We start from the raw sequence: 22,071 nt of genomic DNA, 5'->3' as shown, positions 1-22,071 counted from the left end.
TACTGCATATCACCGAGTGATGTCGTCAAGGAGTGACGACGAGCGATGTGCGGATAAGAGGAAAGGAGCCAGTGATGTGGCAGGCAAAAGCGCGGGACGTCGCCTCGACGACGAGGCGGTGGCGACTCAAGCTAGGATGGGTGATTTTTTTCTTGTTGTTACTCGGAGGGGCGGCATTGGGCGGTATGTTGCTGTTGATCGCACAGGCGTTGTAACAGCGTAGTAAACTTAGGCCGGCGGTAACGCCGGCCTATATCGTTTGGCTTGTCGCCTTATCGTTGGCGGCCAGCCAAGGTTACCCTGCGTGCGCCTTGGCAACCGTGATAGTCAGCGCGATATTTAGCCGGCGTGGTCGTGGTATAGCGACGCCATGGCGTGATGCATCTTCTCGGCTAGTGGAGGGGCAACATACTCGCCGGTGATCACCTCGATATAAGCCCCCCGGTCACATTGTTCGGCGTGGCGAATTGCCTCATCCAACGCTTCACAGGTAGTGACCCGCGCGCAGAACCATCCTTGACACCCCAACGCTTGGGGAAGTTGCGCGTACTGCCAGGGTACCAGATTGTTATAGCCAGCCTCCCCATCTTGACATAGCAGGCGTTCGATCAGATAGCCATCGTTGTTCAAGATGAAGATGATCGGTTTTACCCCGTGGCGGGCGAATTGGCTGATCTCTTGTACCGTTAACTGATGCGCGCCTTCACCGCTGAGCAGGAGAGTGCGTTGCGTCGGCGAGGCGAGGGCGCAACCAAGGGCCGCCGGTGTCGCCCAACCGATGGCACCCCAGAGTGTCTGATTATGGAAGCTCGCTCCAGGCGGCAGCAGCGCAAAGCTGAGCCCCATAGAGACCGTCCCGGTTTCCGCTACCACGATGTCATGGGGACGCAGCATCTGTTGCCAGCGGGCATAGAGGTAGGACGCATTGATGGCGCCGCTGGCGTTGACTGCTGCCAGAGGCTGTGGCTGCGGTGCTTCCGTTGGGCGAGGCAACGGGCTGACCTGCTGGACGACGGCATTCAGAACATCCTCCATTCGAACCTGGAGGTATTCGGTGGCGCCGATGCGCACCGACTCTGGCATGAGTGTGATGCAGCGCGTAGGATCGAGGCGAGCGGTAAAGCCCCCGCTGTTGAAGTCGGATAGCAAGGTACCCATCAGCAACACGCAGTCGCAACTTTCTACGAAATCGCGTACCTCTGGGTTGAGTAGCTGGCCGTTATACATGCCAATGTAGTTTGGGTGTGATTCATCCAGCACGCCTTTGTCCATAATCATGGTCGCGAAGCAGAGATTTGCTGCCTCAATCAGGTTTTGCGCCGCTTGGCGTACCTGATGACGGGTAAGGTAGATCCCGGGTAATGCGCAGGCCTGCTGGCTCTGCTTGAGCCGCTCGACGATCCGTGCACTCACCTCGGCCAGTACCTGAGGATCGCTATGCAGCGGCGTGCTGAGAGGAACGGTGCTGGTGTTAATCGGCATGACGGCATAGTCGCAGGGAATGCCGATATAAACCGGTTTACGGTAGCGGAGCGCGGCGTCGATTAGGCGAGCGAGCTCCACGACGCAGTTTTCCGGCGTCAGAATGGCGCTGGCGCAGACGAAGGCCGCACTGGCGTGCGCGAAATGGCTAAAGTCTCCGTCGCCGAGCGTGTGGTGCACTAATTTTCCCGCCGCTTGTACTGCGCTCGCTGGCATACCGACCAGATGAAATAGAGGGAGTGATTCGGCGTAGGCACCGGCAATGCCATTAAGGGCGCTGAGCTCTCCTACCCCGAAGGTGGTGCTTAGGGCCGCCATACCCTGGATCCGCGCATAACCATCCGCCGCATAGGCGGCATTCAATTCGTTGCAGTTTCCGACCCAGCGCAGGCGGGGATCGGCACAGACGGCATCCTCAATCGGAAAGGCATAGTCGCCGGGAACGCCGAAAATATCTCGAATACCTAAGTCGTATAACCGTGAGAGCACATACTCAACCACACTTGTCATGATCCTGTCCTATAACGGAGAAGCCCTATAGTGAGTGTAGTCACAGTATTTGGCGAACGGCGGGTTAATGGCAAACGGCATATCGCCTATGGACGCGTTCTGTTACGTTATTCGGCGCAGGGTTTACAACGGAAAAATAATCCATAAATAAACTCAGACTATTTTTGTCAGGATATGATCGGCGGCAGAGCGCGTGATAGGCCTTCGCCTACTGAACTCGTGACATTACAGACCAGACGGATATGGAATGAATATTATATAAAATCATCAAGATCATATCCTGGATGGGGTATTCATGGCACATTATGACGCGGCTTATCTGCGCGATATGATCCATGGCAAATGGTTGATCATCGCTTTAACTGATGGCTGACGTCGGAAGTAATTGATAGCATGTCAATGTGCCATCTTTCGCCATTGATGCGCGTAGCTGTTGTTGACGGGACTTCTCCAGACTGTCGCGCTCAATGCGTTAAGTAGAATTTTACTGGTTAGCGCATCTCTTGCTGGCGTGCACTGATATCGCTGATTCTAGCCATCTGGTTAGCATTCTATGTTGTTATTTTACCAATGGTAGATATTTCCTGCTGGTAACGGAGGATTCCGCTGACCAGCAGGTCGCCGCATCACAGGTTTTCTTTTTTACTAACGACACTATTAAAATTAAATAAAAGATTTAGAACGATAGCCAGGACAAAGGTTACTATCACCCCTTGGGAAAGAATAATCTGTAATGTTTTCGGTAACTGAGCCAGAGCTTCACCTTGCCCATTAAACATCAGTCCAACACTGACGGAAATTCCCACTACCATCATATTGCCCATTTTGCTCATATCGACAGATTTTGCGAGTGTGTCTATCCCCGCCACCGTAATAAAAGCAAAAATAACCAGTGTCGCCCCGCCGAAAACGGATGCAGGGATCATCGTGGCAATCGCAGAAAATTTTGGAATAATACTGAGAATGATTAGAATAATGCCACTGCACGCAGTTACATAGCGGCTACGCACACCAGAAATAATAATCACTCCGGCGTTGTTAATAAAAGATGTCAGCGGCGTACAGTTAAATAGTCCGGAAACTGTCACTGCGACCCCCTCGCCACGCATGGGAGCGTTCAGTGCATTACCTTCCATAGAGCGATTACATAGGCGCCCGACTGTAGAGAAGGTACCGACAGAATCCAATGTTGCCATAAAAGTACCGAGGAACATCAGAATAATGGCCGTCAGGTCAAAGTGAATACCGTAATGTGCAGGACGGACGAACGAAAACCAACTGGCATTACTCAGCGGGCCGAAATTGACCATATCCATTCCTACCGCAACCAGTGTGGCTACGATCAGGCCGATAAGAATCGACATCTCCCGCAAAGCACCTTTCCCAAAACGATTCAACAACACAATTAATGCAATGGTGAGTACACCGAGAAAAATACCAGCCGGATCGCCGTAGGAGGCTTCGCCAGGATAACCGACAATGCCGGAAAAAGAGACCGGCAGCAATGAAACGCCGAGCATAATAAGATAGCAACCGATGACTATTGGTTTGAATAAAAACGCGATTTTTCCGTATAGTGGCGCGAGGAAAAACAGGAGTATCCCGGAGACGAGTGTCCCGCCGAAAACATAAGATAGCGATTCAATCCCGCCACCAAACTGTGAAGCGATAATAAAAACCGGGGGCATTGCCACAAATGAGGTGCCGAGGATTAGCGGGAGACTGACACCGACATATTTGGTGATGCTAAGTGATTGTATCAGGGTCCCGACACCGGAGACAAATATTGCGGCGGCAATCAGTAGAGTGGTGTCTTCCTGCGACAGTTTTAAAACTTGAGATATTACTATTGGTACAGCAATGGTACCGGTAAACATGGCGAAAATGTGCTGAACCGCATAGGGGAACAGTTTTCGCATCGGCATCATTTCATTGACTTCATCATTTTTTGTATTTGTTTTCATAGTGTAATCTCTTTGACCTGTTTTGTTTTTTATCTGAATAATCACGCAATCGGTTACGCAGAATAAAAAAAGCAAGAAATGTGCCAGCGAATAAGCATTATTCACTGAGATAAAGCGTGAGTGTGTTCACAAAGTATTCTGAAAATGATGAGGTAGGACATATCATTGATGATAATGATACGAAGTGATTGTATAGCGTGAGAATAGAAAGTGCGGATATGATTGCTACCGAGCTTTTAACTTAGCAAGAACGAATGGGCGTTGACCTGGCGAGCCCTTGTCTGGTTGGTCGCGTACTTGCGGAGCGAGGAAAGTGGAGCAAAACTGAGGAGCTCGTGGATGTCATCATTGAGCAGGATAATGATGACTCAGACGTAGAACGCATGAAAATGCGGCGCCATGACCGATGAGGCGGAAACGTAAGCAGAAATCTACCGTAACCAGAAAAGCGAAAACCCCGCCATCAGGCAGGGTTTTCAGAATAAATGGTGCCCGGACTCGGAATCGAACCAAGGACACGGGGATTTTCAATCCCCTGCTCTACCGACTGAGCTATCCGGGCAACGGGGCGCATTAAACCGTATTGCGTCCGGTACGTCAACGATTTTATCGCGTATTCGCGTTGGATGGAGAGAAAAGCAGCAATGCCGGGTCCTGAGCGCCGCTTCGCTAGGCTCATATGGATCTAGCGAAGTGGTTTGGCGCAGAGGATGGCGACGTTCCTGTTGCCTCGTTGGCGCTAACCGCGGCTTCTTGGTATCTGAAGAGGGCCGAGAGCGTTATTTAGTTAAATTCAGTAATAAATAACGCATTAAAAAATAGTGAGTTAGCGTGCTATGTAATGAAGATTAAATTTCACCAAGGCCATGTACGCGCAAGAAAACAGAGAGTGTGGCGTTTTTTTGCCGCTGAGTGTTGGCGTCAGGAGTGGAATTGACATGATCCCGGTGAAGTCTATAACTAAATGGGTCAGCGGGAGGAATGCGTAGACCCCCTCCGCTGTAATGAATGATTCAACCAGTATGGGATAAACGGGCCAAGATTATGAAACGTATTTTGACAGCAACAGCACTTTCTCTGGCGATGTTTTCAACCTTTACCTGGGCTGCCGATGCCGCACCTGCTGCGCCGGCTAGTACCACCGCTGCGGCAGCCGGTCTGTCCGCCCAGCAGGTGCAGGATGTAGCGAAAGTAGCACAACAGGGCTTTACGGCGATGCGTGATATGCAGTATGCGCGTGTGGCGCTGTTCCGTGGCTATCCGGATGTTGCGACGAAGCTGACCAATCAAGCCGCTGGCTTGTTGGCCGACGATAGCACCGATTGGAAAGCCTTTATTAAGAGTGATAAGAAGGCGCCGTTAGCCGGTGATAATTATGTGATCATTAATGCCTCTATTGCCCTGGCTGAGGATTTCGTGGCGACGCCGGAGAAACAGAAGGCCATCGCCAAAGCGAACGAAAAACTGAGCAAAGGTGATCGTAAAGGGGCGTTAGACGAGTTGCGTCTGGCTGGGGTCGGTATCACTGAAACCCAGTATTTGATGCCGCTGAAACAGACCCGCCAGGCCGTCGCTCATGCACAAAGTCTGCTGAAGGCCGGCAAATACTATGAAGCGAACTTGGCGCTGAAAGGGGCTGAAGAGGGTGTCGTGACCGATAGCGTAACGTTGGTTAACGGCAACTGATAGTCGCCAGCGCGCTGCGCTTCTGGCGCGGGTTGTCTCAGCCACCTCCTCGGAGGTGGCTTTTTATTGCGGTTTAACCGAGCGCGTCGTGTCGACGACAGTGGGCGATGTGTAGGATGTCTTGTGCCAATTGCCGGGCGATGTCGATATCTTGTCGCAGGTGACTGAGCAGCAGTCGGCTCAGGCAGCCCTCTTGTACCAGTTCTATTTGCTGGGCAAGCAGGGGGGCGTCATCGATGTCGCTCTCCTGTAGTAAGCGCAGAGTAAAGTCGAACGAGGCCTGTTTTTGCCAGGCGGCTAATTGATGAAGTGGATGATCGCCGTGCGGGTAGTGGATGCAGGCGGCGATAAACAGGCACCCGGGAAAGCGCCCCTGGTCGGCATACTCCGCCAGTACGGGATAGCGGGCCAGGATCTTATCGTCATTGCTGAGTTGCTCATCTAACGCGATCCGGCGTCGCCAGGCATCAATCTGCTGGCCATGAAAGCGTAGGCAGTCGTACAGCAGCGCCTCATCATCGGGCCAGTAGCGCCGCGCCAGCTCCAGGGGGAGCGTCGCCTGGTCGATCAGATTCTCTAAGGTGGCACCCGCTAGCCCGTGCTGTTCTAGGCGTTGTAGTGCCAGAGTCAGGATCTGTTCCCGTGCTATCATCGTCTCCTCCGTCATCGCCCTTTTTGCGGCAACTGCCGCAAATGGGCGAGGAAGCGTTCGGCATCCATAAAACCTGTCACCCGGGCCTGATCTAGCGGTTGTCCATCGGCCGTGAAGAACAGGATTGAGGGTAGCCCTAACACATTAAGCTGTTGCAGCAGCGCATTATGTTGCGCCGTGTTAGCGGTCACGTTCGCCTGCAATAGCAGTGTACCGGCCAGTTGTTTGCGCACCGCCTCATCGCTGAAGGTGTACTTCTCGAACTCTTTACAGGCGGAGCACCAGTCGGCATAGAAGTCCAGCATCACCGGTTGCTCGTTCGCCTTAGCCCGAGCCAGGGCGCTGGCCAGCTGTTCCGGGCTATCGATGGCCTGAAACGCCAAGGCTTGCGCGGGGGAATTAGCGCTCTGCGGCGAGGAGGCGAAAGCCCACTCTTGCAAGGGGCGGGCGATGACTAGCGCGGCGCCGAGCAGCACGATTTGCCACAGGCGGACACCCCGTCGCTGACTGTGTAGCGTCAGTGTGAAGCCCCACAGCAAGAAGGCGATGCCAAGCAGGCTCCACAAGCGCCAGCCCCAGACATCACCCAATACCCGCTCCAGCAGGAATACTGGCAGCGCTAGGATGACGAAGCCAAAACCTTCTTTGACGTGTTGCATCCACGGCCCGCTGCGTGGCAGTAGGCGGTTGCCAAACAGGGTGATGGCGATCAGTGGGATCCCCATCCCCAGCGCATACAGGTAGAGCGTACCACCACCGATCCACAGATTACCGCTCTGGGCGATATACAGCAGGATAGCGCTGAGTGGCGCGCTGGTGCAGGGGGAGCAGATCAGGCCGGCTAAGGCACCCATGACGAAAACGCCCAGCAGCGAGCCTGCGCGTTGGCGATTACTCCATAGCGTCAGGCGTGTCTGTATGGCCGAAGGCAGTTGTAGGGTGAAGGCCCCGAACATCGAGAGTGCCAGTAAAATGAACAGGAGTGATAAGCCAACCAGTACATAGGGATGCTGGAAGGCGGCCTGGAATTGCAGCCCCGCCGCTGCGACGATCATCCCAAGCAGAGTATAAGTAATCGCCATACCCTGTACATACACTAGCGCCAGCAAGGCGGTATGCCCCCAGCTGTGGCGCTGTTTCTGTCCCAGAATTAACGCTGAGATCAACGGGTACATCGGCAGCACACAGGGGGTGAACGCAATGCCGATACCGATCAGGAGCGCCCACAGCGCGGGGAAGGGCAGCGTGGGTACACTTGGTGCCGCGGCCGGATCTGCCGCTTGGCTGCTGGGTGGCGATATGCTATCCGCCGGTGCGGATGTGTGAGTGGCGCTGACAGTATTGAGTGGAATACGCCGTGTTTCCGGGGGGTAACAGAAGCCAGCGGCGGCGCACCCTTGGTAGGTTACACTGATCTCGGCACCGGATGTGGCGCTGAGCAGCGGCAATGTGAGATCGAGTCGCTCGCGGAAGATGGCAGTTTCGCCCTGAAACTCGTCGTGATGCGGGGTCCCTGCGGGCAATTGCCAGGCTCCCAATTGCGCCTGATGAGGGGTGATATGGATCTGTTGGCGATAGAGGTAATAGCCGGGTTGGATCTGCCAGTGTAGGGTCAGGCGAGCGCCTTGTTGCTGAAAATTAAAGGCGAAAGCCTGATCCACCGGAACAAAGCGTGGCTGCCCGCCAAACAGAGAGGCTTGGGCTGGCAACTGGGTGAGAATAAATAGCGCAATCAGCGCAAGGATGCGTTGAGCCATAATAGATAGTCTTGCTCTCCTGCCAACACGGGAATGACCAGCAACTCCGGTGTTTGGTAGGGGTGATGGTGTTTCAGAAAGGCGAGCAAGGCGTGCTGGTGACGCCGTTTGCTCTTGATGATCATCTGTACCTCGTACTCCTGTTCGAGCTTGCCCTCCCAGTGGTACATCGAGGTGGCGCCAGGCAGGATGGTGACACAGGCGGCTAACTTTTCTCCGAGGAGGTTGGCGGCAAGCTCCTGTGCGCAGGCTTCATCCGGCGCGGTGCTGAGCACCACGATAGCATCGCAGTGCTCAGCAGGAACCACCGCAGAGGCGGTAAGGGGAGTTACGGTCTGGGACATAACGAACCTCGAGGCATTGCCGGTTGATGATGATTTCGACACTATACCGTGAGGGGGGCGGGCTTGTCAGGGGCAAAAATGACAACGGGGCGCAGTGCGCCCCGTTAACGTGATGTGGTGAATAATTACAGCATCACGCTACCCAGTACGAAGCCGAAGCAGACTGACAGGGCAACACCCAGGGTCCCCGGAATGAAGAACGGGTGGTTGAAGACCAGTTTACCGATGCGCGTAGTACCAGTGTCATCCATCTGTACCGCAGCAACCAGTGTCGGGTAGGTTGGCAGGATGAACAGGCCAGATACGGCGGCGAAAGAGGCCACGGCGGTCAGAGGAGAGACGTTCAGTGCCAGAGCCATCGGCATCAATGCCTTAGCAGTGGCGGCCTGAGAGTACAGCAGCGCGGAAGCGAAGAAGAAGATCACCGCCAGCAGCCACGGATGGTTCTGGATAACCGTACCGGCAGTCTCTTTGATCCAATCGATGTTAGCGGAAACGAAAGTATCACCCAGCCATGCGACACCCAGGATACAGATACAGGCGCTCATACCGGCCTTGAAGGTGCTGGAGTTCAGCACGTTATCGGTATCAACGCGGCAGATGATGGTGGTCAGGGTAGCCACGCTCAGCATGATGATCAGGATAGCGTTGGTGGTATTCATCAGCGGTTTTTCCACCAGACCCAGGCTCGGGCTGTTGACGATGGCATAAACCACGACGGCGATAACGCCCAGCAGGAACAACCAGACGGAGGTCTGAGCCCCTTTCTTGATCTCAATCTGCTTGTCGCCACGCAGCGTGATCAGACCTTCTTCCAGACGCTTGCGGTAGATTGGGTCGTTAGACAGTTTGGAGTCGAAGCACCAGGAGATGATCAGAGACATGACCAGTACCGCCAGGAAGGTGGACGGTAGGACGACCATCAGCAGATGCAGGTAGCTGACACCATGGCCTTCCATGACGGAAGACATGTACACCACGGCGGCGGAGATCGGTGAGGCAGTAATCGCGATCTGAGCGGAGACCACTGCGGTAGACAGCGGACGGCATGGCTTAATGCCTTGCTCTTTGGCAACTTCGGCAATAACCGGCAGTGCGGACAGAGAGATGTTACCTGTACCGGCGAAGATGGTCAGCAGGTAGGTGACAACTGGCGCCAGAATGGTGATGTGTTTCGGGTTTTTACGCAGAACTTTTTCGGTCTGATGGACCAGATAGTCCATACCACCGGCTACTTGCATCGCGGAGATGGCGGCGATAACGGCCATGATGATGGAAATAACGTCGAACGGAATTTTACCTGGGGCAACGCCGATGGCGGCGAGCACTAAGACCCCGAGACCGCCGGCGAAGCCGATCCCGATCCCTCCTAGTCTGGCCCCCAAGAAAATCGCCAGCAGAACAATCACCAGTTCTAGAACTAGCATAGTGTTTCTCCTTAAAGTGTAATGATAATAATTCTTATTTTTTCTCTACAATAACAATAAAAAGGCACGACTGACCAGGGGACCAGACGTGCCTACAATAAGCGATACGTTAATTATTTTTCGCTTTCGTCGGTGTAGCGCTTAGCTTTGTATGCCGGGTGCATCAGGTTCTCAACAGAGAAGATGTCGTCCAGCTGCGCTTCAGTCAGCAGGCCGCGCTCCAGCACGACTTCGCGTACACTCTTACCGGTTTCGGCACAGATCTTACCTACGATGTCGCCGTTGTGGTGACCGATGAACGGGTTCAGATAGGTAACGATACCGATAGAGTTGAAGACGAATTTTTCGCACGTTTCTTTGTTGGCGGTGATGCCGTCGATGCATTTCTCACGCAGGTTGTAGCAACCGTTGGTCAGCAGAGAGATGGATTCGAACATGGCCTGACCGATAACCGGCTCCATTACGTTCAGCTGTAGCTGACCAGCTTCAGCGGCCATGGTAACGCAGGTATCGTTACCGATGACTTTGAAGCACAGCTGGTTAACGACTTCCGGTACCACCGGGTTAACTTTAGCCGGCATGATGGAGGAGCCTGCTTGCAGTTCCGGCAGGTTGATTTCGTTCAAGCCAGCACGCGGACCAGAGGAGAGCAGACGCAGGTCGTTACAGATCTTAGACAGTTTGACCGCGGTACGCTTCAGGGCGCCGTGAACCATGACGTAAGAACCACAGTCAGAGGTGGCTTCGATCAGGTCTTCGGCCGGGACACACGGCAGACCGCTGACTTCGGCCAGTTTCTGTACGGCCAGTTTCTGGTAGCCTTCCGGCGTGTTCAGACCGGTACCGATAGCGGTAGCACCCAGGTTGATTTCCAGCAGCAGTTCAGCGGTACGATGTAGGTTTTTCACTTCTTCGTTCAGCAGAACGCTGAATGCGTGGAATTCCTGACCCAAGGTCATCGGTACAGCGTCTTGCAGCTGAGTACGGCCCATCTTCAGGATGTTTTTGAACTCTTCGGCCTTACGGTCAACGCCTTCACGCAGGTTGGTGATCGCGTCGATCAGCTTCATGATGGAAGCGTAAACGGCGATGCGGAAACCGGTCGGGTAAGCGTCGTTGGTGGACTGGCACTTGTTCAGATGGTCGTTCGGGTTCAGGTACTGGTATTCACCTTTCTTGTGACCCATCAGCTCCAGACCGATGTTAGCCAGGACTTCGTTGGTGTTCATGTTGACAGAAGTACCAGCACCGCCCTGGAATACATCTACCGGGAACTGATCCATGCACTTGCCGTTATTCAGAACTTCGTCACAGGCCTGGATAATGGTGTCAGCAATTTTACGCGGAATAGTTTGCAGTTCGCGGTTAGCCATCGCTGCCGCTTTTTTAACCATAACCATACCACGAACAAATTCAGGAATATCGCTGATTTTGTTGTTGCTGATATAGAAGTTTTCCATCGCACGTAGGGTGTGGACGCCATAATAAGCGTCAGCAGGAACTTCACGGGTGCCTAATAGATCTTCTTCAATACGGATGTTATTTGACATGAGAACCTTCTTTCATTGATGCCGAATAGTAAATTAGCTAATAAATTAATTTTCTTTAAGGAACAACAGAGAGAATTCACCGTTCTCTCTTTTATGAACACGATCATATGCTGCCGGGAGGGAAAAGTATGAACCTAGATCACTATATGGTGCATCTTATCCCTTTGATTATCATATCTGTGATAATACTCACAGTTAATGTAAATAACCCACACGAGTTAGGGGGTGTCTGGTGATGAAAATAACATCATACAAATTATATTGACGCTTTTTTTGACGCCAATATAATTTTATTTTTAAAGTAGTCGTTTTTTATTTACATTCGTGTAGATAGTGAAACAGTCGTTTAATTAGGAGACATCCTTTGCGCTGGTTGCCTTTCATACTGGTATTTTTATATGTCTATATAGAAATATCGATCTTCATCAAAGTTGCGGCTGTTTTTGGGGTCGCGTTGACACTCTTGCTGGTGATCTTGACTTCGTGCCTCGGGGCCTCGCTGGTGCGTAATCAAGGCATGAAGACCCTGATGCAGATCCAGCAGAAGTTGGCACAAGGGGAGAGTCCCGCCGCCGAGATGATCAAGAGTGTGTCGCTGGTGATGGCGGGCTTATTGTTGCTCGTTCCTGGATTCTTTACCGACTTCCTCGGGCTGCTCTTGATGTTGCCGCCGGTGCAGAAGCATCTGGTGCTGAAACTGTTGCCTTATTTTCGTTTCTATCGTGGCGGCGGTGGCCCGGGAGAGGGCGGCGGTGGCTTCGGCGGCGGACAGACCTTCGACGGTGAGTTCGAACGCAAAGATGACGATCACCGTCATCTGGATCATAAGTAAGCCTCGCTAGACGTGCCCGCCATCCTCGGCGATTACCTCTCCGGCCTGTCATCGTGACAGGCTGTCATCACGCCACGGTTGCATCTTTGACCTTCGCAGGTTAAAAAAAAGCGAATTTTTTTGCCATTGCCCCCTTGAAGGTGGAAAACGGCGCCCCAATCTAGCAAAACATGAGTCCGAAGCGCGGTGTAAATCCCCGTGCCCGGCTTTCAACCCTAAAACGATATGGACTTTCTCAAAGGAGAGCTATCAATGAAAATTCGTCCATTGCACGACCGTGTGATCGTCAAGCGTAAAGAAGTTGAGTCTAAGTCTGCTGGCGGTATTGTTCTGACCGGTTCCGCAGCGGGCAAATCCACGCGCGGTGAGGTGATCGCCGTGGGTCATGGTCGCATTCTGGAGAATGGCGATGTGAAACCGCTGGACGTGAAGGTCGGTGATACCGTGATTTTCAACGATGGTTATGGCGTGAAGGCCGAGAAGATCGACAATGAAGAAGTGTTGATCATGTCCGAAAGCGACATCCTGGCCATCGTCGAAGCGTAATCGCCGCATTGGCAAGCGCTCGCACTATCACTATCCAATTTGAACGAATTTAAGGGACAAAGATAATGGCAGCTAAAGACGTAAAATTTGGTAACGACGCCCGTGTAAAAATGTTGCGTGGCGTGAACGTACTGGCAGACGCAGTAAAGGTCACCCTGGGGCCGAAAGGTCGTAACGTTGTTCTGGACAAGTCCTTTGGTTCTCCGACCATCACCAAAGACGGTGTATCCGTTGCGCGTGAGATCGAGCTGGAAGACAAGTTCGAGAACATGGGGGCCCAGATGGTGAAAGAAGTGGCTTCCAAGGCGAACGATGCTGCGGGTGACGGTACCACCACCGCTACCGTACTGGCACAAGCCATCGTTAACGAAGGCCTGAAAGCCGTTGCCGCCGGTATGAACCCGATGGATCTGAAGCGTGGTATCGACAAAGCGGTTAGCGCCGCCGTTGAAGAGCTGAAAGCGCTGTCCGTACCGTGCTCTGATTCCAAAGCGATCGCTCAGGTCGGTACCATCTCTGCTAACGCAGATGATACCGTCGGTCAGCTGATCGCCGAAGCGATGGAAAAAGTCGGTAAAGAAGGCGTCATCACCGTTGAAGAAGGCACCGGTTTGCAGGATGAGCTGGATGTGGTTGAAGGTATGCAGTTCGACCGCGGTTACCTGTCTCCGTACTTCATCAACAAGCCGGAAACTGGCGCTGTAGAGCTGGAAAGCCCGTTCATCCTGCTGGCTGACAAGAAGATCTCCAACATCCGTGAGATGCTGCCGGTGCTGGAAGCCGTGGCTAAAGCAGGCAAACCGCTGCTGATCATCGCTGAAGACGTTGAAGGTGAAGCCCTGGCTACCCTGGTGGTCAACAACATGCGCGGCATCGTAAAAGTGGCTGCGGTGAAAGCACCGGGCTTCGGCGATCGTCGTAAGGCGATGTTGCAGGATATCGCTACCCTGACTGCCGGTACCGTGATCTCTGAAGAGATCGGCATGGAGCTGGAAAAAGCGACTCTGGAAGATTTGGGTCAGGCAAAACGCGTTGTCATCAACAAAGACACTACCACTATCATTGATGGCGTGGGCGAAGAAGCGGCTATCCAGGGCCGTGTGGCTCAGATCCGTCAGCAGATCGAAGAAGCTACTTCCGATTATGATCGTGAAAAACTCCAGGAGCGTGTGGCTAAACTGGCAGGCGGCGTAGCCGTCATCAAAGTTGGCGCCGCAACTGAAGTTGAAATGAAAGAGAAGAAAGCACGCGTTGAAGATGCCCTGCACGCGACTCGCGCCGCGGTAGAAGAAGGCGTCGTTGCCGGTGGTGGTGTTGCCCTGGTACGCGTAGCCGCTAAACTGGTTGATCTGAAAGGCATCAACGAAGAGCAGAACGTCGGTATCAAGGTCGCTCTGCGCGCTATGGAAGCTCCGCTGCGTCAGATCGTGGCCAACGCCGGTGAAGAGCCGTCAGTGGTTACCAACAACGTCAAAGGCGGCGAAGGTAACTACGGTTACAACGCGGCGACTGAGCAGTATGGCGACATGATCGAGATGGGTATCCTGGATCCGACCAAGGTAACCCGTTCTGCGTTGCAGTATGCCTCTTCCGTAGCCGGTCTGATGATCACCACCGAGTGCATGGTGACCGACCTGCCGAAAGAAGAGAAAGCTGACTTAGGTGCAGCCGGCATGGGCGGCATGGGCGGCATGGGCGGCATGATGTAATCCCGCTAGCGACGCCGTTGATTAACGACCCCCGCTTTGCGGGGGTTTTTTCTATCTGGCGTATGATATGGCACGAAATTTTGTCATATCATTGTGGCCTAAGCGCGTGGGTATACACTACTATGCAGTGGCATACCGGGATCCCTAAGGGTGTCTTAACCCACCAGCGTAGCCGCGCAACACATTCATTAAGTGTTGGCAACGGATTCTGGTATTATTCGGATAACATTTACACATCAAATGGGGAATAAGATGCGGATTAAAGGGTTACTGGGTCTGGCAGCCGTCATGCTGCTGGCTGGGTGCAGTTCCATGACTCAGCTGTCTTCCGCCGGCCAGCAGGTAAAATTCACCGATACCAAGCCGGGTGCCGAATGCCAACTGCTGGGTGAGGCAACGGGGACGCAGAGTAACTGGTTGTCCGGTCAGGGGGGCGAAACGAGCTCGATGCGTGCCGCCGCTAACGATCTGCGTAACAAAGCCGCCGCGATGGGCGGGAATGTGATCTACGGGGCTGTTAGTCCCAGCGAAGGTTTCTGGTCCAGCTTCGCGCCGCTGGATAGCAAGATGAGCGGCCAGGTCTATAAGTGCCCGAACTGAGTCATCGGGTAGCTCGAAGAGTTTAAGCCGCAGCCTGAGAGCTGCGGCTTTTTTGTCGCTGCCATCCTCCTCGGCATAGCCGAGAGGGATGGCAGGCATGGGCGCATGACGGAGGCGTGGTTAACAGTCGTCGATGATCAGGTAGGCGGCATTGATCGGACCGTGTACGCCGACTACTTTAATCAGCTCGATATCGGCGGTCGAGCTAGGGCCACCGATCAGGTTGATGCACGATGGCATACGTTCCCCGCGTAGGGCTTGCTGGTGCAGCTGGCTGGCCAGTTGCGCGACGCGCGGCAGGATAGTGCTCTGGCGCAGGACAAAGATCGACGATTCCGGCAGCAGGCTGAGGGCGCGTCCGCGTTGTGCGGAGGAGAACAACACGACGCCACCGGATTCGGCCAGGCCGTATTCTGCGAAGACGATGCCGACTTTGGCCTGCTCTGCCAGACGGAGATTCTCCACCCCATTGACGGGGTCCCAGAGCGTCGCGGGGCACTCACGCAGCAAGTATTCACGGATTCCCAATTGAGCTAAGCGCTCATCCCCGCTGACGATGGCCGGAGTGCGGCCATAACGCTCGCAGAGGCGCAATGCAGCCTGAGGGGCTTCGCTTGCGCTACAGCGTTCGCAGTGCGCCAGCATGACATGGCTGGCGACCTCGATAAAGGTATCGCGGCGTTGTGCCAGTGTCAGCTCCGTCAAGCGAGTTTGGGCATAATCGTTGATCGGTTGTGGGCGAGGCTGCGGGGTGTGGCGCACCTCGCGTCCGAGCTGGCTCGCGATGTTTGCCAGGAATGTGTCGCGGTTATTCATTATTTCTTCTCCTGCGCCTGATGCTGCTTAAACCAACTACGGAAGCTCTCGCCATCGGCTTGCGGCAGATCGCGCGCCTCGGTCCACTCGGCCAGAGCACCGACATTGATCGGCGCTTTGCCGCCTTTGATAAACCAACTGGCGGCATGTGCTCCGGCAATCATGCCGACCTTCCAGATGGCGGGGTGACTATTGGCGTAAGTGAACAACCGAGTAGCGCGTTGTTCGGCGCGCGGGGGCAGGCCCGCTTCCACCATGGTGCGGCGGTGGCGCAAGATCAGTTGAGAGAGGGGGATCTTCACTGGGCAGACGCTGTCGCAGGCGGTGCAGAGCGAGCAGGCGTAAGGCAGATCCTTGAAAGCGGCATAGCCGCCAAGCAACGGTGAGATCACTGCACCGATCGGGCCGGGGTAGATCGAACCATAGCCGTGTCCGCCGATGTGACGATAGGCCGGACAGGTGTTCATGCAGGCGCCACAGCGAATGCAGCGTAGCACCGAGCGGAAGGGAGAGCCAAGCACCGCCGAGCGACCATTGTCGACGATTACCAAGTGAAACTCTTGCGGGCCGTCGAGCTCATCATCCAGGCGTGGCCCAGTCAGCCAGGTATTGTAGCCAGTTAACCGGGCACCGACTGCGCTGCGCGCCAGCAGGGTGATCAACACATCCACCTCTTCAAAGGTCGGTGCGATACGCTCCATTCCCATCACGGCGATATGGGTCGGTGGCAGGGTGGTACACATCCTGGCGTTACCCTCGTTGGTTACCAGGCAGACCGAGCCCGTTTCGGCGACAGCGAAGTTACAGCCAGTGACGCCGATCTCGGCGCTGAGGAAGTCTTGACGGATCTTCTGGCGGATGAAGAGTGTCATCGCCTCTGGCGTTTCCGGGCCGTCATAACCCAGTCGTTCATGTAGTACCCGGCGGATCTGGTGACGATCCTTGTGGATCGCCGGCACCACCACATGAGAGGGCGGATCCTGATCGAGCTGGAGGATATATTCGCCGAGATCGGTTTCCACCACCTGAATACCCGCCTCTTGTAGCACAGCGTTCATGCCGATCTCTTCGGTGACCATCGACTTGGCCTTGACCACTTTCTTGGCATTTTTCGCTTGGGCGACGTGTAAGATGTAGCTTGTGGCATCTTCTTTCGTCTTGGCGAAGTAGACATGACCGCCGTTGGCCTGTACCTTTTCTGCGAGCTGATACAGGTAGGCATCGAGGTTGTCCAGAACATGGTCTCGGATCTGTTCTGCGCGTTCGCGCCATGCCTCCCAGTGGCCAAGCTCATCCACCATTTTCTGTCGGTTGGCGCCGATACGCGCCTGGGCGTTGGCCACCGCCTTGCGCATCACGCTATCGTCCAGTTGGACGCGGATGCGCTCCTTAAATTTCATTGCGCTGGTTTGTAGCGACATAGCATCCTCCTTAACGGCACATCAAGACTTCGGCGATGTGCATCACCTTGACCGGCAAGCCTTCGCGCTGCATGCGGCCGCCAATGTTGATCAGGCAGCTGATATCCGCGCCGATCAGGTAGTCCGGTTGGGCCGTCATCATATGGCTGACCTTCTCCTTCACCATCTCGCCGGAGATCTCGGCCATCTTGATGGAGAAAGTGCCGCCGAAACCGCAACAGGTCTCGGCATCGGGGAAGGGTTGCAGCTCCAACCCTTGCACATGCTTGAGCAGGATCAACGGCTCATCGCGCACTTTCATCTTACGTAGCAGACTACAGGAGGGATGGTAGACCGCCCGTCCCGGTAGGCGGGCACCCACATCCTGGATGCCCAGGGTATTCACGATGAAGGAGGTTAGATCCACCATCCGATTAGCGACCCGCTCGGCACGTAACGCCCATTCGGGCTCGGCGCTCAGGTAGCTGGGGTAGCTTTTGACGGCGTAGGTGCAAGAGCCCGCTGGCGAGATGATCGGATCGTCATTCTCTTCCAGCGCGCGGATCAGGTTTTTCATCCCGGGGATGGCGTCGGCGACATAGCCACCGTTGATGGCTGGTTGGCCGCAGCATCCCTGTTTTTCTGGGAAATGCACCGTACAACCCAACTGCTCCAGCAGCAGCACCGAGTCGCGCGCCATGCGCGACTTGAGGACATCGCCCAGACAGGTGACAAAGAAGTTAACGTTCACGACGAAGGCTCTCCATTGTGTAATAGTAAAACATTTAAATTCAATAAATTAAGCCATGAAAAAGTAGTAAACCAAGCCGATCTTCACCCCGAGGATCACGATGTAGGCGCAGCAATACTTCAGGGTACCGGACATGATGGCGCTGCCTTGTCCCTCCATACGGGTGGCCGAAACGGCGATGGCGATGCTTTGCGGCGAGATCATCTTGCCGCCGGTTGCGCCGGAGGTATTGGCCGCTGCCAGCCATAACGGATCGACGTGTAGCCGCTCGGCCGCCATGGTTTGTAGTTTGCCGAACAGTACGTTGGAGTTGGTGTCGCTGCCGGTGACGAAGGTGCCCAAAGCGCCGATGATCGGGGCGATGAACAGGTAGCCGCCGCCGGTGACGTCAACCAGGGTCTGTGCCAAGGTGGCGATCAGGCCACTGACGTCCATAACCGTCGCCATGGCGACGATGGCGCAGATGGCGATGATCGAATTCTTCAGTTGCTTCACGGTGGCGACGAAGACATGCAACATCTGGCCAATGGTGGCCCTCTGTATGAGGCCACCGAGCAGGGTGGCGATGATGATCAGCACGCCCGGGGTGGCGATCCAGTCGATTTTTAGGCGCAATGCTTGGCCATCGGCTAACGGGAAGCTGATCACGCTGGCGACTTGGGCGACCGTCGCACGTAGGGTTGGCAACAGTGGTGAGCAGAGCAGAATGAAGATAAAGATCAGGATATAGATGGCACAGGCGCGTAGCAGCTGCACGGTGGAGTAATGGCACTCCCCAGACAGATGCGTGCTATCGATGCGGTACTCGGCAGCAGTCTCAGCACGCCGGGCTTTGGCCATCAGGGTAACGGCGATCAGGCTGACCAGGCTGCCGGCGAAAGCGGGCAGCTCGGCACCCAGCTTGATGGCCACGATATACTGAGGAACTAAGGTGGCGATGCCACACACCAGCGTTAGGCCAACCATACCACGCAGTGCGCGGATCCCGCCGCCGATGATGGCGACGATGACGAAGGGCAGCAGGATGTTAAACAACGCTAACTGAGCGATGATGGTCGCGCTGAGGGCGGTGACGGGCAGATTGACCTGTTCGGCCAGGATCGATACTGGGATGCCGACGGCACCGAAGGCGGTGGGCACCGTGTTGGCGACCAGGGAAGCGATGGCGGCCTTGAGCGGGTTAAAGCCGAGTGCGATCAGGATACCGATGGGGATGGCGACGGCGGTGCCATAGCCCGCAGCGGCCTCGAGAAAACCGCCGAAGCACCAGGCTATCAGGAGCACTTGGATACGCTTATCGTCGCTGACTGTGGCTAATACATGACGCAGGACATCCATGCTACCGGTCTTCAGCATCAGGTTGTAGCTGTAGATGGCACCGAGGATCACGATGATGATCGGCCACAACCCCTTCAAGGCACCATAGAGTACTGCCGAGCCGAGTGTTTGTAACGGTGTATGCCAATACAGCCCGGTGACCAGCAGCGTCAGCGCCAGGGTGAGTAGCACGGCGTAGTGAATGGGGGTTTTGATTTTGAGGATCAGAATAATCATAACGACGAGAGGTAAGATCCCCAACAGGAATGGTAGGTAAGCAGGCATAAATTTCCCTATCTAACTCAGGTTACTATTATTGGTATGATGATTTACTGCGCTGTGTTTATAACGTAAATAACTGGTTAATGCACGTAGCTGGATCGCTTCAATTTAAATAAAGGTTAAAAGTTATCGCGATATTGGTAGATTTATGTGGTGAGTTTAGGGTTTATTGTTATTCGATGGATTAAGGCGAGAGAAAAGACGCAGCAGCCCGCATCAAGCGCGGCGGGCTAGATCAGCAGGTGAGCGGTCGGCGCATAATGCCGGGCTCGATTGCGGGGGGATTAGCGTTGACGCAGGTGCAAATCAAGCTGGGTTTTGCTCGGTTCACCACCGATTTCGCGCGTTAGGCGCGGAACCAGGTAACCCGAGACCCGGGCCAGTAATCCCCGCATCAGGACGCGAGCTTCGTCGTCCGGAACCATAAAGTGAGCCCCTCCCTGTACCCGGTCCAGTACATGCAGGTAATAGGGCAGGATACCGGCGTCGAACAGCGCATTGCTCAGCGCGGCCAAGGTCTCGGCATGGTCGTTGACACCCCGCAACAGTACGCTCTGGTTTAACAACGTCACCCCCGCCTGTTTCAGGCTCCCCATAGCGGTGCGTAACTCATCATCGATCTCGTTGGCGTGGTTGATATGTGTGACCAGCAGCATCTGGAGCGGAGAATCGGCCATGCGCTGACACAGTGCCTCGGTGATACGCGCCGGGATCACTACCGGTAGGCGGCTGTGAATGCGTAACCGCTTGAGGTGCGGCAATGACTCCAGTTGTGTGAACAACCAGTCGAGTTCATGATCCTTGGCCATCAGCGGATCACCGCCGGAAAAGATGATCTCATCCAATTCCGGGTGCTCGCGGAGGTACTCTAGCGCACGTTGCCAGTTGGCGCGCGTCCCTTGATTCTCCTGGTAGGGGAAGTGACGACGGAAGCAGTAACGGCAGTTAACGGCGCAGCCTCCTTTAACTAGCAACAGGGCTCGGTTGTGGTATTTATGCAACAGGCCGGGCACCACGCTATGCTGCTCTTCCAGCGGATCGGTCGAGAAACCGGGGGTTTCGATAAACTCGGCGGCATCACTCATCACCTGGCGCAATAGGGGATCCCGGGGATCGCCATGACGCATGCGGCGGATGAAGGCGCGTGGTACCCGCAAAGGAAACAGACGGCGTGCCTCACAGCCCGCGCGCCATTCTGGGTGGTCGGCGAGGCCCAGTTGAGCCAGTAAGTCGGCGGGGTCGGTGACAACGTCGGCAAGTTGTTGCAGCCAATCTTCTCTCGGCTGCCCTTTTTGGGTTACAATATGTGCCATTTTTTTGGCTAAGCTACCAAGTAAATTATTCAGAGGGCCTTTATGGCAACGTATTCTAGCAACGATTTCCGCTCCGGTCTTAAAATCATGATGGACGGCGAACCTTACGCCGTCGAATCCAGCGAGTTCGTCAAACCGGGTAAAGGCCAGGCCTTTGCGCGCGTTAAGCTGCGCCGCCTGCTGACCGGCAAGCTGATCGAGAAGACCTTCAAGTCTACCGATAGTGCTGAGGGGGCTGACGTCATGGACGTGAACCTGACTTACCTGTACAACGACGGTGAGTTCTGGCACTTCATGAACAACGATACCTTTGAGCAGCTGGCTGCCGATGCCAAAGCGGTTGGCGATAACGCCAAGTGGCTGCTGGATCAGGCCGAGTGCGTGGTTACCCTGTGGAACGGCCAACCGATCGCCGTCACTCCGCCGAACTTCGTCGAACTGGAGATCGTCGATACCGATCCGGGTCTGAAGGGCGATACCGCGGGGACTGGCGGTAAGCCGGCGACCCTGAGCACCGGCGCGGTGGTTAAAGTGCCGTTGTTTGTTCAGATCGGGGAAGTGATCAAGGTGGATACACGCTCTGGCGAATATGTTTCCCGCGTGAAGTAACTTCGCGTCACGACAAAAACCGCGCCTGGCGCGGTTTTTTTTCGCCCCCGGCCTGCGGGGGCTTGGTTTTATCTCAAGGGCGGGGTAGGCTCGCTGAGCCATTTACGGCTCCTTCTGTCACGGGACGTCCCGTGCAGACCACGCCTCTCAGGGACGTCCCGGGTATTCGTTGGATCTTATCATGTCTTGGGTAGTGTTGTTGCTCGCCGGCCTATTAGAGGTCGTGTGGGCGCTCAGCCTGAAGTATTCACATGGATTCACCCGCTTGTGGCCCAGTCTCGTCACCGTAGTGGCGATGGTGACCAGTGTGCTGCTGTTGGCGCATGCGATGAAAACCTTACCCGCCGGTACGGCGTATGCCGTTTGGATCGGTATCGGTGCCGTCGGTACGGCGATGATGGGGATGATCCTCTTGGGGGAGTCGGCCAGCCTGTTACGCTTACTGAGCCTGGGATTGATTGTCTGTGGCATGTTGGGATTGAAGCTGAGTAACGTCTGAACGCGCCATAAAAAAGCCTCCCGGA

At 54.9% G+C, this 22,071-nt stretch carries 20 protein-coding genes and 1 tRNA gene; 8 read left to right on the top strand and 13 right to left on the bottom strand.

The window, feature by feature from the left end; all coding sequences use genetic code 11:
* The first annotated feature begins 74 nt into the window (after positions 1 to 74).
* On the top strand, positions 75 to 215 hold the full coding sequence (locus EHO01S_RS18930) for a hypothetical protein (RefSeq protein WP_155964361.1): 141 nt from the start codon (positions 75 to 77) through the stop codon (positions 213 to 215).
* A gap of 124 nt (positions 216 to 339) precedes the next feature.
* On the opposite strand, the gene EHO01S_RS13775 is transcribed toward EHO01S_RS18930, so the two are convergent.
* The 3 genes from EHO01S_RS13775 to EHO01S_RS13760 all read right to left on the bottom strand — a co-directional run bounded on the left by EHO01S_RS13775 (position 340) and on the right by EHO01S_RS13760 (position 4,518).
* Positions 340 to 1,992: an alpha-keto acid decarboxylase family protein gene (locus EHO01S_RS13775; protein ID WP_035370655.1), complete on the bottom strand. Its 1,653-nt coding sequence runs from the start codon at positions 1,990 to 1,992 to the stop codon at positions 340 to 342.
* Positions 1,993 to 2,618: 626 nt separating this feature from the next.
* Entirely contained in the window at positions 2,619 to 3,956 is a 1,338-nt protein-coding gene (locus EHO01S_RS13770; protein ID WP_024524502.1) for a uracil-xanthine permease family protein, read from the bottom strand.
* A 486-nt stretch (positions 3,957 to 4,442) separates the two neighbouring features.
* A tRNA-Phe gene (locus EHO01S_RS13760) sits at positions 4,443 to 4,518 on the bottom strand.
* A gap of 482 nt (positions 4,519 to 5,000) precedes the next feature.
* Between EHO01S_RS13760 and EHO01S_RS13755 the strand changes: the two genes are divergently transcribed.
* Positions 5,001 to 5,642 (top strand): YfdX family protein, encoded by a 642-nt coding sequence (locus EHO01S_RS13755; RefSeq protein ID WP_024524501.1) that lies wholly within the window; start codon positions 5,001 to 5,003, stop codon positions 5,640 to 5,642.
* Positions 5,643 to 5,715: 73 nt separating this feature from the next.
* Here EHO01S_RS13755 and dicD read toward each other — a convergent pair whose 3' ends face one another.
* The 5 genes from dicD to aspA form a co-directional block, all read right to left on the bottom strand.
* A complete protein-coding gene (gene dicD, locus EHO01S_RS13750) occupies positions 5,716 to 6,291 on the bottom strand; it encodes a division control transcriptional repressor DicD (protein WP_024524500.1) in 576 nt (191 codons plus the stop codon).
* Between the two features lie 14 nt (positions 6,292 to 6,305).
* Positions 6,306 to 8,051, bottom strand: a complete 1,746-nt coding sequence (locus tag EHO01S_RS13745) for a protein-disulfide reductase DsbD (protein WP_024524499.1) — start codon at positions 8,049 to 8,051, stop codon at positions 6,306 to 6,308.
* Positions 8,027 to 8,395 carry a divalent cation tolerance protein CutA gene (gene cutA / locus EHO01S_RS13740; protein WP_024524498.1) on the bottom strand — a complete coding sequence of 123 codons (369 nt, stop codon included), beginning with the start codon at positions 8,393 to 8,395 and terminating at the stop codon, positions 8,027 to 8,029. The genes EHO01S_RS13745 and cutA overlap by 25 nt, the downstream gene beginning before the upstream one ends.
* A gap of 125 nt (positions 8,396 to 8,520) precedes the next feature.
* Entirely contained in the window at positions 8,521 to 9,822 is a 1,302-nt protein-coding gene (locus tag EHO01S_RS13735) for an anaerobic C4-dicarboxylate transporter (protein WP_024524497.1), read from the bottom strand.
* A 113-nt stretch (positions 9,823 to 9,935) separates the two neighbouring features.
* On the bottom strand, positions 9,936 to 11,372 hold the full coding sequence (gene aspA / locus EHO01S_RS13730) for an aspartate ammonia-lyase (protein ID WP_024524496.1): 1,437 nt from the start codon (positions 11,370 to 11,372) through the stop codon (positions 9,936 to 9,938).
* 364 nt (positions 11,373 to 11,736) lie between these two features.
* Here aspA and EHO01S_RS13725 point away from each other — a divergent pair, with 364 nt between their 5' ends.
* From EHO01S_RS13725 to EHO01S_RS13710, 4 genes are all read left to right on the top strand, one after another.
* Positions 11,737 to 12,204, top strand: coding sequence for an FxsA family protein (locus EHO01S_RS13725; RefSeq protein ID WP_024524495.1), 468 nt, complete (start codon positions 11,737 to 11,739; stop codon positions 12,202 to 12,204).
* A 252-nt stretch (positions 12,205 to 12,456) separates the two neighbouring features.
* Positions 12,457 to 12,750 (top strand): co-chaperone GroES, encoded by a 294-nt coding sequence (locus EHO01S_RS13720; RefSeq protein WP_005296032.1) that lies wholly within the window; start codon positions 12,457 to 12,459, stop codon positions 12,748 to 12,750.
* A 65-nt stretch (positions 12,751 to 12,815) separates the two neighbouring features.
* Positions 12,816 to 14,459 carry a chaperonin GroEL gene (groL, locus tag EHO01S_RS13715; protein ID WP_024524494.1) on the top strand — a complete coding sequence of 548 codons (1,644 nt, stop codon included), beginning with the start codon at positions 12,816 to 12,818 and terminating at the stop codon, positions 14,457 to 14,459.
* 252 nt (positions 14,460 to 14,711) lie between these two features.
* Complete coding sequence (locus EHO01S_RS13710) at positions 14,712 to 15,059, top strand: DUF4156 domain-containing protein (RefSeq protein ID WP_024524493.1); 348 nt, start codon at positions 14,712 to 14,714, stop codon at positions 15,057 to 15,059.
* Between the two features lie 120 nt (positions 15,060 to 15,179).
* Here the strand turns inward: EHO01S_RS13710 and EHO01S_RS13705 are convergent, their stop codons facing one another.
* The 5 genes from EHO01S_RS13705 to epmB all read right to left on the bottom strand — a co-directional run bounded on the left by EHO01S_RS13705 (position 15,180) and on the right by epmB (position 20,938).
* Entirely contained in the window at positions 15,180 to 15,875 is a 696-nt protein-coding gene (locus EHO01S_RS13705; RefSeq protein WP_024524492.1) for a LutC/YkgG family protein, read from the bottom strand.
* Complete coding sequence (locus EHO01S_RS13700; RefSeq protein ID WP_024524491.1) at positions 15,875 to 17,296, bottom strand: LutB/LldF family L-lactate oxidation iron-sulfur protein; 1,422 nt, start codon at positions 17,294 to 17,296, stop codon at positions 15,875 to 15,877. The genes EHO01S_RS13705 and EHO01S_RS13700 overlap by 1 nt, the downstream gene beginning before the upstream one ends.
* A 10-nt stretch (positions 17,297 to 17,306) precedes the next feature.
* Entirely contained in the window at positions 17,307 to 18,026 is a 720-nt protein-coding gene (locus EHO01S_RS13695; RefSeq protein ID WP_024524490.1) for a (Fe-S)-binding protein, read from the bottom strand.
* Positions 18,027 to 18,074: 48 nt separating this feature from the next.
* Positions 18,075 to 19,628, bottom strand: a complete 1,554-nt coding sequence (locus EHO01S_RS13690; RefSeq protein WP_024524489.1) for an L-lactate permease — start codon at positions 19,626 to 19,628, stop codon at positions 18,075 to 18,077.
* Positions 19,629 to 19,909: 281 nt separating this feature from the next.
* Entirely contained in the window at positions 19,910 to 20,938 is a 1,029-nt protein-coding gene (gene epmB, locus EHO01S_RS13685) for an EF-P beta-lysylation protein EpmB (RefSeq protein WP_024524488.1), read from the bottom strand.
* A 42-nt stretch (positions 20,939 to 20,980) separates the two neighbouring features.
* Between epmB and efp the strand changes: the two genes are divergently transcribed.
* A complete protein-coding gene (efp, locus tag EHO01S_RS13680) occupies positions 20,981 to 21,547 on the top strand; it encodes an elongation factor P (protein WP_024524487.1) in 567 nt (188 codons plus the stop codon).
* A 181-nt stretch (positions 21,548 to 21,728) separates the two neighbouring features.
* Positions 21,729 to 22,046, top strand: coding sequence for a quaternary ammonium compound efflux SMR transporter SugE (gene sugE / locus EHO01S_RS13675; RefSeq protein WP_024524486.1), 318 nt, complete (start codon positions 21,729 to 21,731; stop codon positions 22,044 to 22,046).
* Positions 22,047 to 22,071 lie beyond the last annotated feature (25 nt).

The organism is Edwardsiella hoshinae NBRC 105699 = ATCC 33379 (assembly GCF_000474215.1).
GTDB classification, from domain to species: Bacteria; Pseudomonadota; Gammaproteobacteria; order Enterobacterales; family Enterobacteriaceae; genus Edwardsiella; species Edwardsiella hoshinae.
Note: the sequence above shows the minus strand (reverse complement) of the source record. Positions and strands in the feature narration are given on the sequence as shown.

What these genes read in the sequence shown, in the direction of transcription:
- aspA (WP_024524496.1), bottom strand. Translation starts at nt 11,372, where the DNA reads ATGTCAAATAACATCCGTATTGAAGAAGATCTATTAGGCACCCGTGAA.
- EHO01S_RS13690 (WP_024524489.1), bottom strand. Translation starts at nt 19,628, where the DNA reads ATGCCTGCTTACCTACCATTCCTGTTGGGGATCTTACCTCTCGTCGTT.
- efp (WP_024524487.1), top strand. Translation starts at nt 20,981, where the DNA reads ATGGCAACGTATTCTAGCAACGATTTCCGCTCCGGTCTTAAAATCATG.
- EHO01S_RS13705 (WP_024524492.1), bottom strand. Translation starts at nt 15,875, where the DNA reads ATGAATAACCGCGACACATTCCTGGCAAACATCGCGAGCCAGCTCGGA.
- EHO01S_RS13720 (WP_005296032.1), top strand. Translation starts at nt 12,457, where the DNA reads ATGAAAATTCGTCCATTGCACGACCGTGTGATCGTCAAGCGTAAAGAA.
- sugE (WP_024524486.1), top strand. Translation starts at nt 21,729, where the DNA reads ATGTCTTGGGTAGTGTTGTTGCTCGCCGGCCTATTAGAGGTCGTGTGG.
- EHO01S_RS18930 (WP_155964361.1), top strand. Translation starts at nt 75, where the DNA reads ATGTGGCAGGCAAAAGCGCGGGACGTCGCCTCGACGACGAGGCGGTGG.
- EHO01S_RS13755 (WP_024524501.1), top strand. Translation starts at nt 5,001, where the DNA reads ATGAAACGTATTTTGACAGCAACAGCACTTTCTCTGGCGATGTTTTCA.
- EHO01S_RS13770 (WP_024524502.1), bottom strand. Translation starts at nt 3,956, where the DNA reads ATGAAAACAAATACAAAAAATGATGAAGTCAATGAAATGATGCCGATG.
- EHO01S_RS13775 (WP_035370655.1), bottom strand. Translation starts at nt 1,992, where the DNA reads ATGACAAGTGTGGTTGAGTATGTGCTCTCACGGTTATACGACTTAGGT.
- EHO01S_RS13710 (WP_024524493.1), top strand. Translation starts at nt 14,712, where the DNA reads ATGCGGATTAAAGGGTTACTGGGTCTGGCAGCCGTCATGCTGCTGGCT.
- EHO01S_RS13745 (WP_024524499.1), bottom strand. Translation starts at nt 8,051, where the DNA reads ATGGCTCAACGCATCCTTGCGCTGATTGCGCTATTTATTCTCACCCAG.
- EHO01S_RS13700 (WP_024524491.1), bottom strand. Translation starts at nt 17,296, where the DNA reads ATGTCGCTACAAACCAGCGCAATGAAATTTAAGGAGCGCATCCGCGTC.
- cutA (WP_024524498.1), bottom strand. Translation starts at nt 8,395, where the DNA reads ATGTCCCAGACCGTAACTCCCCTTACCGCCTCTGCGGTGGTTCCTGCT.
- groL (WP_024524494.1), top strand. Translation starts at nt 12,816, where the DNA reads ATGGCAGCTAAAGACGTAAAATTTGGTAACGACGCCCGTGTAAAAATG.
- EHO01S_RS13735 (WP_024524497.1), bottom strand. Translation starts at nt 9,822, where the DNA reads ATGCTAGTTCTAGAACTGGTGATTGTTCTGCTGGCGATTTTCTTGGGG.
- epmB (WP_024524488.1), bottom strand. Translation starts at nt 20,938, where the DNA reads ATGGCACATATTGTAACCCAAAAAGGGCAGCCGAGAGAAGATTGGCTG.